Source organism: Oscillibacter sp. ER4 (assembly GCF_000765235.1).
Classification (GTDB): Bacteria; Bacillota; Clostridia; order Oscillospirales; family Oscillospiraceae; genus Hominicoprocola; species Hominicoprocola fusiformis.
In genome coordinates this window covers 1-10,078 of record NZ_JPJG01000069.1, presented here as the reverse complement: position 1 = coordinate 10,078, position 10,078 = coordinate 1, and the positions used below count along the sequence as shown (strand labels likewise).

At 58.9% G+C, this 10,078-nt stretch carries 11 protein-coding genes; 4 read left to right on the top strand and 7 right to left on the bottom strand.

Features of this window, described 5'->3' with window-relative positions:
* The first annotated feature begins 195 nt into the window (after positions 1-195).
* From NI20_RS0111075 to NI20_RS0111065, 3 genes are all read left to right on the top strand, one after another.
* A complete protein-coding gene (locus tag NI20_RS0111075) occupies positions 196-1,086 on the top strand; it encodes a DMT family transporter (RefSeq protein WP_033121458.1) in 891 nt (296 codons plus the stop codon).
* 105 nt (positions 1,087-1,191) lie between these two features.
* Positions 1,192-1,689, top strand: coding sequence for a helix-turn-helix domain-containing protein (locus NI20_RS14310; protein ID WP_052084614.1), 498 nt, complete (start codon positions 1,192-1,194; stop codon positions 1,687-1,689).
* Positions 1,676-2,002, top strand: a complete 327-nt coding sequence (locus NI20_RS0111065; RefSeq protein ID WP_052084612.1) for an MGMT family protein — start codon at positions 1,676-1,678, stop codon at positions 2,000-2,002. The genes NI20_RS14310 and NI20_RS0111065 overlap by 14 nt, the downstream gene beginning before the upstream one ends.
* A 41-nt stretch (positions 2,003-2,043) precedes the next feature.
* On the opposite strand, the gene NI20_RS0111060 is transcribed toward NI20_RS0111065, so the two are convergent.
* The 6 genes from NI20_RS0111060 to tsaE all read right to left on the bottom strand — a co-directional run bounded on the left by NI20_RS0111060 (position 2,044) and on the right by tsaE (position 7,101).
* The gene (locus tag NI20_RS0111060; protein WP_156108629.1) at positions 2,044-2,730 is read right to left on the bottom strand and encodes a DUF554 domain-containing protein; all 687 of its coding nucleotides are present in this window, start codon (positions 2,728-2,730) and stop codon (positions 2,044-2,046) included.
* Positions 2,727-3,464, bottom strand: coding sequence for a ThiF family adenylyltransferase (locus NI20_RS0111055; RefSeq protein ID WP_033121457.1), 738 nt, complete (start codon positions 3,462-3,464; stop codon positions 2,727-2,729). Before NI20_RS0111055 ends, NI20_RS0111060 begins: the two co-directional genes overlap by 4 nt.
* A gap of 83 nt (positions 3,465-3,547) precedes the next feature.
* On the bottom strand, positions 3,548-4,990 hold the full coding sequence (locus tag NI20_RS0111050; protein ID WP_033121456.1) for a peptidylprolyl isomerase: 1,443 nt from the start codon (positions 4,988-4,990) through the stop codon (positions 3,548-3,550).
* Between the two features lie 298 nt (positions 4,991-5,288).
* Positions 5,289-5,933, bottom strand: a complete 645-nt coding sequence (gene upp, locus NI20_RS0111045; protein WP_197055387.1) for a uracil phosphoribosyltransferase — start codon at positions 5,931-5,933, stop codon at positions 5,289-5,291.
* Positions 5,934-5,974: 41 nt separating this feature from the next.
* Entirely contained in the window at positions 5,975-6,676 is a 702-nt protein-coding gene (gene tsaB / locus NI20_RS0111040) for a tRNA (adenosine(37)-N6)-threonylcarbamoyltransferase complex dimerization subunit type 1 TsaB (protein ID WP_033121455.1), read from the bottom strand.
* On the bottom strand, positions 6,673-7,101 hold the full coding sequence (gene tsaE / locus NI20_RS0111035) for a tRNA (adenosine(37)-N6)-threonylcarbamoyltransferase complex ATPase subunit type 1 TsaE (protein ID WP_033121454.1): 429 nt from the start codon (positions 7,099-7,101) through the stop codon (positions 6,673-6,675). The genes tsaB and tsaE overlap by 4 nt, the downstream gene beginning before the upstream one ends.
* A 169-nt stretch (positions 7,102-7,270) precedes the next feature.
* Between tsaE and NI20_RS0111030 the strand changes: the two genes are divergently transcribed.
* Complete coding sequence (locus NI20_RS0111030; RefSeq protein WP_033121459.1) at positions 7,271-8,455, top strand: FtsW/RodA/SpoVE family cell cycle protein; 1,185 nt, start codon at positions 7,271-7,273, stop codon at positions 8,453-8,455.
* 226 nt (positions 8,456-8,681) lie between these two features.
* Here the strand turns inward: NI20_RS0111030 and dinB are convergent, their stop codons facing one another.
* Positions 8,682-9,899, bottom strand: a complete 1,218-nt coding sequence (gene dinB / locus NI20_RS0111025; protein WP_033121453.1) for a DNA polymerase IV — start codon at positions 9,897-9,899, stop codon at positions 8,682-8,684.
* Positions 9,900-10,078 lie beyond the last annotated feature (179 nt).

Below are 10,078 nucleotides of genomic sequence, written 5' to 3'. Positions count from 1 at the left end.
TTTTCCCGCCTCTCTCCGCGGTTTTGGTGAATAAAAAGAGCGAAGCGTGCGCATCTATATTCTTACATTTTCTTTTCTCATGCCACTTGCGAAAACCTAATAGACATGGTAAAATCAACTAATCAAACGGACGCCGCAAGGCGCCCGTTTGACAAATGAGAGAAGAGAGATTTTAAGAAGAGAGAGGGAAAACCAATGGAACATCAGCGCAGGGCAGATCTGATGCTACTGCTGGCGACGAGCTTCTGGGGCATTTCCAACTGTCTGACGGCGATCTGCCTGAGGGATATGCAGCCGTTGACGCTCAACGCCTTCCGCTTTTTGACGGCGTTTATCGTGCTGGGGCTCGTTTTTCATAAAAACGTCTTCCATGCGAGCCGCGAGACCGTCAAGTACAGCATTGTAGTGGGCCTTTCGCTCGTCGTCGTGTACACGAGCGTGACCTACGGTGTCATTTACACATCCGTGTCGAACGCGGGCTTCATCTGCGCGCTTTCGGTTGTGACGACGCCAATTTTGGAATTTATCGTGTATCGCAAAAAGCCGGAGAAGAAATTCGGCGTTTCGATGATCTTATGTCTTATCGGCTTAGCGCTGATGACGCTGAACGAGACGCTCAAGCCCGCGTTCGGCGATATCATCTGCCTGTTCGCAGCGGTGTTTTACTCCGTCGACCTGATGGTTACGGAAAAGGCCGTGGCGAATGAAAAGGTCGACCCGCTGGCGCTCGGCGTGTGCGACCTTGCTGTCGTCGGCGTGGTGATGCTGATGCTCTCCGTATTTTTGGAGACGCCTGCACTGCCGGGTACGGCAAAGGTCTGGGCGGCGGCGCTGTTTCTCGGCATCGTGTGTTCAGGCGTCTGCCTTGTGATCCAGAGCGTTTATCAAAAGCACACGACGGCGAGCCGCGCGAGTCTCATCTTTACGCTCGAACCCGTGTTTTCGGCGATCTTCGCGTACTTCCTGCTGAATGAACGCATCGGCATCAAGGGCTACATCGGCGCGGCGCTGATGCTCACGAGCCTTGTGCTGGTGGAGGTCGACGTGGGCGCGCTGTTTAAGAGAAACAAGAAAAAAGCGGACTAAATCCTCTTTGCCACGTTTGGTTGCGGACTTGCAAGCCTTGACTGGTGGCGCTTTTCGCCGCAGTCGGCTATACTGGGCGCATCAAAGCAAACGGAGGACAAATACATGACCCTGGGAGAAAAATTACAGCTGTTGCGCAGATCGCGCGGTTTATCGCAGGAGCAGCTCGCCGCGGAGCTGGACGTTTCACGGCAGGCCATCAGCAAATGGGAATGCGGCGACTCGACGCCCGACCTCGACAAGCTGCGCGCCATCTGCACGTACTTCGGTGTGACGACGGATTATCTGATCTGGGAAAACGAAGAGGACGTGCCAACCGGCGGCGCGAACACTGCTGAACCGATGAAGCGAGAAAACGTCCGCGAAACGTTACGCAGAAATGATTATTGGGCGGGCTATGTGCTCGCCATCATCGGCGCGGCGCTCCTGCTGCGTCTGCTCGTGAGCATCATCGTGATGCTGAGTTTGGGCGGTTGGGATGCATTTCCCGCGGTGCTGCGGACGTGCCTGCCGCACATTTTGGCCTATGCGGTGCTGATCGCGGGTGGGATTTTTCTTGCCCGCTGGCTCAAAAAAAGAGGGGAGAAGCATGACGACCTTTGACAAAGTGTACGCGGCGGTGCGGCTCATTCCGCGCGGAAGCGTCGCGACCTACGGCCAGATCGCCGCGGCGATCGGCAACAAGCGCCTCGCCCGCGTCGTGGGCTACGCGCTGCACGTGAATCCAGAGCCAGGCGTCATCCCGTGTCACCGCGTTGTCAAACGGGACGGGGAGGTGTCAAGTGCTTTTGCTTTCGGCGGTGCGAACCGTCAGGCCGAGCTTTTGAAAGCCGAAGGCGTCGGCTTTTTAGACGACAGCCATGTCGACATGAAGCACTACTGCGTCCGCGCCCTGCCGCTCATTTTGGAAGAGTAAAAAAGAAGCGTTCCATCATTCGATGGAGCGCTTCTTTTTGCTTACAGAAACCGACACAATAGGATCGGCAGGAACACCGCAGGGACGTAGTTCATCACCTTGATCTTCGTCAGGCCCAGCATGTTGAGCGATAGGCCGAGGATCAGAATCGAGCCGACGCACTTCATCTCGAGGATGACCGCTTCTGTGAGATACGGCGCGAGGAACGACGCCCCCAGCGCGATAGCGCCCTGATAGAGAAAGATAGGGATAGCTGAAAGCGCGACGCCGACGCCGAGGGTCGAGGCGTAGACGACAGAAATGATGCCGTCGAGCAGCGCTTTGGCGTAGAGCGTCGAATGGTCGCCGGTCAGGCCGGAGTCGAGTGCGCCCATGATGGCCATTGCGCCCACGCAGAAGAGGAGCGAGGCGGTGACAAATCCCTCGGAAAGCGAGGTTTTCGACCCTTTTCCGCCAAATTCTCGCTCGACCCAGTCGCCGAGCTGATGCATGTGTTCATCGAGCTGTAAAAGTTCGCCGAGGATCGCGCCGATCGCGATCGAAAGGATGGCGACGAGCGTGTTTTCGCCCGCGAGCATGCCGTCCACGCCGATGTAGAGCACGCAGAGCGCCGCGCCCTTTTCCATTGCGTCGCTGAAGCGCTCGGGGATAAACTTGCCGAGCAGAAGTCCGGCGATGCTGCCCGCGACGATCGCGGCGGAGTTGACAATGGTACCGGTCAGGATCATTGACTGCCGCCTTCTTTCTCTTTCTCGTACCCGGCAAGCGTCAGGATGACGTCGCCCGCCATCATCAGTCCCGCACAGCCGGGGACCCAGACGAGGCTTGCCGGTACGCTGCGGCGGCCCGGCGGGGGCGTTTCCAGCGCCTCGGGCTTGGCGGGAAGCTCGGGGGAGTAGATCACGCGCAGGTGCTTGACGCCGCGGTCGCGCAGTTCCTTGCGCATCACGCGCGCGAGCGAGCAGTTGCGCGTTTTGGAGATATCCGTGATGCATAGCTGCGAAGCATCCAGCTTGTTTCCCGTGCCCATGGCGGAGAGGATGGGAATGCCTCGAGCCTGCGCCGTCTGGATGAGGTCGAGCTTGCTCGACACCGTGTCGATCGCGTCGAGGATGTAATCATAGCGCGCGGTGAAGAAGTCCTCGCGGTGCGCGGCGTCGTAGCGCGCACAGATGAGGTGCAGTCTGACATCGGGGTTGATGTCGCGGCAGCGCGCGGCTAGGGCGTCGGTCTTATTTTGGCCGACGGTGGAGTGCAGCGCTTCGAGCTGGCGGTTTAAGTTTGTGGGGCTCACGGTGTCGTCGTCGATGAGTGTCAGCTCGCCGACGCCCGAGCGCACCAGCGCCTCGACCGCGTAGCTGCCCACGCCGCCAAGGCCGAACACGGCTACGTGGCAGTGCCGCAGCGCGTCCATCGCATCGCCGCCGAGGAGCATCTGCGTGCGTAAAAACTGATTGTCCATAGTGTCGCCTCAAAAGTCAGAATCAAAAAGAAATAAGCTGCCGGTCAGAAACCGGCAGCTTATTTTGTCGTAAGTAGGGAGATTTACCCGACGTACTTCATGCCGCTGAGCTGCTCGGCCTCCACACCATCGGTGATGACAGAGTGCCACTCGTTGTAGGCATCGCTCTTGAGGGAGGACTCCGCCTGGTCGTACCAGTAGGGGTTCTCGCTCTGGCCGACGAAGTACATCACGTGATAGCCGTAGCTCGTCTGCACGATGCCGGTGTCGCCGGGCTGGCGGGAGGGATCGAAGCACCAATCCTCAAACTCGCTGACCATCTGGCCGCGGTAGATATCGGTGTACAGGCCGCCGGAGGAGGCGTTGGAGTCGGTGGAGTTGGCGACGGCCAGAGCGGCAAAGGCGTCCTCGGTCTGCTCGCCGTCGGTGTACTGCTTGAGGACATCGTTGGCGGTATCCTCGTCGGAGACGAGAATGTGGCGCACGGAAACGGTGTGATAGTCGTTGCGGCTGCGGGAGTGGAAGAGCACAGCGTAATAACCCTTCTCGCCATAGGCGGCGACGGTGGTGTCGCCCTCCTGACGGGCATCGTCAAATGCCCAGGTCAGCATATCGGAAGCGCCGTTTTCAGCATAGCCGATGTGCGCGTAGGTGCCTTCCATATCCTCGCCGATGGCATCGAACGCCTCACCCTGCGCGTAGCGGGAAAGGGCGGTCTCGGCCTTCTGCTTGGCCTCATCAAGAAGCTGGGCCTTCTCCTCGTCGGTCGCATCGCTGCCGGCGCTGGAGCTGAAGAGGATGTACTCGATGTCAGCGCTCTGATAGCTCTTGGGGTCGGCGTCATAAGCGGCCTGCACCTCGTCGGAAGTGTAGGACAGGGAGTCAGAGTAGCTGTTGGAGTAAGCCTGTGCGAGCGCCATCATGCGGATGTTGCGCTCGAAGACCTTCTCGTTGACCAGCGGGCCGCACACGGCCTTGATGTACTGCGCGCGGGTGTAACCGGCGGAAGCTGCGGAAGCATCCAGATCGGAGAGCGTCTCCTGCACGGACTGCTCGACATACTCGCTGCCGTCAAAGCCCTCGGCCTTAGCCTTCTGCGCGAGCAGGGCGTAAGACTTGAGGCTCTCGAGCGCCTGATCGCGGAAATAATCGTACCAAGTGCCGCCATCGGTCACGGGGCAGTCCTGCTCCTTGAGCGACTTGCTGGTGTCGAGACCGTAACCGCTCAGATAGTAGGAGTTCTGGGAGACGAAGCTGTTGTAGATGGTATTGTAGAAGTAGCTCACGTCGGCGGCCGTGTAGGTCTCGTTGCCGATGGTCACGGCGTCGGCGCTGCGTTCGATCACCTTGGAGTTGGCGACCGTGACGACGATACCGACGATCACGAAGATGACGGCGATGGCGATATACAGGGCATTGCTGCGGCGATCCTTCGCCTGCTCGTCCTTTTCGCGCTTTGTCCGGGGATCGACATAACCGCCTGCCAGATTCTCCTGGCGGCTCTTCTTTTCTCTGGATGCACTCATTTGTTTGTTCAGTCCTCTCAATTATTGGGTTTTGCAGATTTGCAAAAGTGCTATTGAAAATGCCCAATCATTATAACGAATGGAACACAATAATGCAATGACAAAATTGTGAAGATTCTTCGTACCGTTTTCCGCCCGCAGGCGGAAAACAATTAAAATCGTAATTCCTGACGACATGTGCGTCAGGAATTACTCTTTGCGCAAAGCGAGTGTCGAATTGTCTGCTTGTGCAGACAATGAGGCACAGAGCGACGCAAATCTTTCTCAATGAAAGCGACGTAAGTCGGTTTCATTGAAGTTACTTCGTGCCGAAAATGCGGTCGCCCGCGTCGCCGAGACCGGGGACGATGTAGCCGTGCTCGTTGAGGTGATCGTCGAGCGCGCCGGCGTAGATGTTGACGTCGGGGTACTTCTCCTGAACGGCCTTGATGCCTTCGGGAGCGGCGACGAGCACCATGAGCGTGATGTGCTTGCAGCCGCGCTTGACCATCTCGCCGATGGCTTCGCAGGCAGAGCCGCCGGTGGCGAGCATCGGGTCGACGATCATCACGTCGCGCTCGGCCACGTCCTTGGGCATCTTGCAGAAGTAGGGGTGGGGCTCGAGCGTCTCTTCATCGCGGTACATGCCGATGTGGCCCACACGGGCGGAGGGCACCATGCGCAGCACGCCGTCGACCAGGCCGAGACCGGCGCGCAGGATGGGGACGACAACGAACTTCTTGCCTGCGAGCGTGGGGGCGTCCATCTCGCAGATGGGGGTCTTGATGTGCTTGGTGGTCAGCGGGAGGTCGCGCGTGGCCTCGTAGGTGATGAGCATACCGATCTCGGACACGAGCTCGCGGAAATCCTTGACGCTGGTGTTTTCATCGCGCATGATGGTGAGCTTGTGGGCGACGAGGGGGTGGTTCATGATGTGTACTTTCTCGTTGAATTTGGCTTCCATTGCTTTGACCTCCGAAAAAATATATTTTAATGTGTTTTTGCTTACTGGTTCAATTTGGAGCTTCTCAGGCGCTCTGCCTGCGCGGGGCGCAGATAAACGGGGAGAAGCTCCTGCGCGCTCACGGCCTCGCCGCGCGCATAGGCGCGCTCGGCCGCAAGGCCGACGCCCACGGCACTCTGATAAAGGAGCATACTGGGCGCGAGCGAGCACTTGACGCCGTGCTCTTCTAAATAACGATAGCACAGCACGCCGCCGTCGCCGAGGACGGTGATGGGCTGCTGCTTGCCTTGAAGCTGCGCGCAGAGCTCTTCGAGCGAGATCGCGCGGTCCGGCGTCAGGCGCGTGAGTTCGCCGCCCTTTGCCTCGAAAACAGCGTTATAGACCTGCGAGCGGCGCGCGTCCATCGCGCCGACGATAAGCCCGTCGATGTGCGCGGCATTCTGCGCCATGGCCTCGAGCGTCGAAACGCCGAGGCACGGCTTGTCTGCGGCCCAGGCAAGGCCCTTGACCGCTGCAATGCCGATGCGAAGGCCCGTGAACGAGCCCGGCCCCGCCGCGATGGCGATGGCATTGATATCATCGAGCGTCAGATCGGCGTTTTTGAGCATCGCATCCACCATCGGCAGAAGCGTCCGGCTGTGCGTCAGCCCCGTGCACTGATAGGCGGAGGCGAGCGGCGCGCCGTCTTCGACGACGGCGCAGGAAACGCTCTTCGCCGATGTTTCCAGAGTGAGAATTTTCATGCGAATCTGCCTCCTGTGACCGTGATGGTGCGCCAGTCCTCGTGCTCGTCTGTGCGCGCGATGTCGACAAAGATCGTGTCCTCCGGCAGCGCGTCGGAGACGCGCTCGCTCCACTCGACGGCACAGACGCCGCCGCGGGCGAGATAATCGTCCCAGCCGATGTCGAACAGCTCGTCCGACGAGCCGAGGCGGTACATATCAAAATGGAAGAGCGGCGTTCTGCCCTCGTACTCGTTGACGATGGTGAACGTCGGGCTCGTGACGCGTCCGCGGCAGCCAAGGCCGCGCGCAAGACCGCGCGTGAAAGCGGTCTTTCCCATGCCGAGCGAGCCCGTGAAGGCGAGCACATCGCCGCCGCGGAGCTTTTGGGCAAGCTCTTCGCCGATCGCCTCGGTCTCCTGCGTGCTGTGCGACAAAAATTGCATGGTTTCGCCTCCTTGACCCCATTTTCACCCATATTACCAATATAGTATAGCACAGCGCGCCGGCCTTTACAATTCCTTTTCTGCGGAAAGAGGGAGAAATGTGCGTTTACAGACGGGTAGAATTGTGCTAAAATACATCGAAAACTTTGTGCGAAGGGAGCGTGAGGCCGTGAACAGATTCCGCGATTTTTTAAGTGATGTGGTGCGGCAGTCGGATATGGTGCTGCTGTCGCTGTGCACGGTTTCCACGCTCTACGGCATGGTGCTCATCGCGAGCGCCACGCATTTCCGCAATACCTTTAAATATGTTGCCATTCAGGGATTTGGCTTGCTGCTGGGCGTGCTGCTCTACTTCCTGCTCTCCAGCATCGACGTGTCGGAGGTCGGAAAAAAATGGAAGTGGCTGCTGGCGTTCAATTTCGGCTTCATTCTGCTGCTGCGCACGCCCTTTGGCCTGACGCGAAACGGCAACCGCGCCTGGCTCGGCGTGAACGACATCGGCAAAAGGCTCGGCGTCGGCTTTTTGGAGAATTTTCCCATCACCGTTCAGCCCGCCGAGATCGTGAAGATCACGTTCATTATCCTCTTGGCGCGCCAGCTTGCGCTGCTGCAGGAGAAAAAGGACCTCACGCGCTTTTCCAATGTCATCCAGCCCACGGCGCACGCGGGGATCATGTTCCTCTTTTATTATGTGATCTCCAAGGATGCGGGCAGCGGCCTTGTGTATCTGTTCGTCTTTGTGTGCATGGCGTTTGCGGGCGGCTTTGCGCTGCGCTGGATCTTCCTCGGCCTTGGCGGCGCGGTGGGCGGATTCCTTGCTGCGTGGAATTTCAATCTCCTGCGCGGCGACTGGTACGACCGCATCAAGGTTATTCTGGACCACAGCTACCAGCCCGAGGGCAAGGGCTGGCAGCAGACGCGCGGAATGCTCGCTCTCGGCTCGGGCAAGCTGACGGGGCAGGGCCTCTTCAACGGCACGCAGACGCAGTCGTTGTACCGGTCGAGTCTTCCCGAGCGGCAGACAGACTTCATCTTCTGCGTCTGCGGCGAGGAGCTGGGCTTTATCGGCTGCCTTCTCGTCATCGTGCTGCTGCTGGCCATCATTGTCCGCTGCCTCATTGTCGCGCGCGAAGCGCCGACGCGCATGGAGAGCCTTGTGTGCGTCGGCATGGCGGGCATGCTCATTTTCCAGACGATCGCAAACCTCGGCATGTGCTTATTTCTTCTGCCGGTCATCGGACTGACGCTGCCGTTTTTCAGCTACGGTGGCTCGTCGATCGTGACGCTGTTCGCTGCGATGGGGGTTGTGTCGGGCATCAAGAAGCGGTCAAGGCCGGAGTGGCTCATCAACTAATTCAAAAAAGGGAGACGGACTTGTCCGTCTCCCTTTTTTGAGTGGGGTTGCACTTCGCTTCGTGCCTTGCCGCCCGCGGGGCGGCTGCGACACGCGCGGAGTGAGAAGTGTTTTTTGGCACGCGCACCCCCCAGGGGGACTTCTCTTGCCGCTTTGCGGCAATTCACCTTTTGTCGTTGAAAAAACGATTCAAATTGATTTGCGCCGTGCGCGGCGCAAAATGGGGCTACTCGCGTTCGATTTTTTCGCCGCTGATGGTGTCTTCGGCGGTACCGTAGGAGATGACGCCGCGGCCGAATTTTTTGCGCAGGGCGTCCATTGCGGATTCGACGGCTTCCTGCTTTTCCTGCTGTGTGTCGTCCGTGCCGAGCAGGTCGAGCTGGCGGTAGGATTGCGCTTCTTCGGTCAGATGCAGTGCCGTGACGGAGAGGAGCCGGATAGGGTCGGGTGCTTTCCACAAGTCCTTTGCAAGGCGGAGCGCGGTATCGTTGATCTCGCGCATCAGGTGCGTGCTGTGGTCGAGCGTCGTCTGGCGCGAAAAGACCTGAAAGCGGCTGTTTTTGATGCCGACCTGCACGCCGCCGCAGTAGAGCCCGTAGCGCCGCAGGCGCATCGCCACACTGTCAGAAAGCAGCGAGATGCCGCTTTGCACCTCATCCCAGCGCGTCAGGTCGCGGCGGAACGTCGTCGAATTGCCAACGGATTTGATCGGCTCTCGGTCCGCCGCTCCGCGGACGGGGGAGTCGTCGAGGCCGTTGGCATAGCGGTAGAGCTGCGAGCCCATTTTGCCCATTAGGGTTTCGAGCATTTCCTCGCTGCATTTTGAGAGTTCGCCGATCGTGCGCACGCCGTAGCGGCCGAGCAGCTCCTGTGCGCTGCGGCCGACGAACAAAAGATCGCCAACGGGGAGGGGAAAGACGATGTCGCGCCAGTTGTCACGTGCGATGACAGTCGTGGCATCGGGCTTTTTATAGTCGCTGCCGAGCTTGGCGAACACCTTGTTGAATGACACGCCGACCGAGATCGTCAGCCCAAATTCGCGCTTGATGCGCTCACGCAGCGTGTCGGCCAAAGCCTTGGCGTCCCCGCCGAAGAGGTGGAGGGAATTTGTCACATCGAGCCAGCTCTCGTCGATGCCGAACGGCTCGACTAAGTCAGTGTACTCGCCGTAGACGGCATTGATTTTTTTCGAGTATTCGGCGTAGAGCCGATGGTGCGGCGGCAGCAGGATGAGGCCGGGGCACTTCTGCTTGGCCTTCCAGATGGTCTCCGCCGTTTTGACGCCGCAGCGCTTCGCCGGTTCATTTTTTGCCAGGATGATGCCGTGGCGCTCCATTGGATCGCCGCAGACCGCGACGGGAAGCTGGCGCAGGTCGGGATGACTCAAAAGCTCGCAGGAGGCGTAAAAGCAGTTGCAGTCGCAGTGCAGAATGATGCGGTCCATCGCGTTCACCTCGTTTCATGAACAGTGTAGCATAAAATACGAAATAGAACAAGCGTTTGAAAATAAAAAGTACCCGCCGGATGGCAGGTGAACTGCACCCCATTTGTTAGACAGTATGATATACTATCTAAGAAGTGGGGTGTTTTGCTATGCCAAAAGGAGTACCAAACAAACGATAT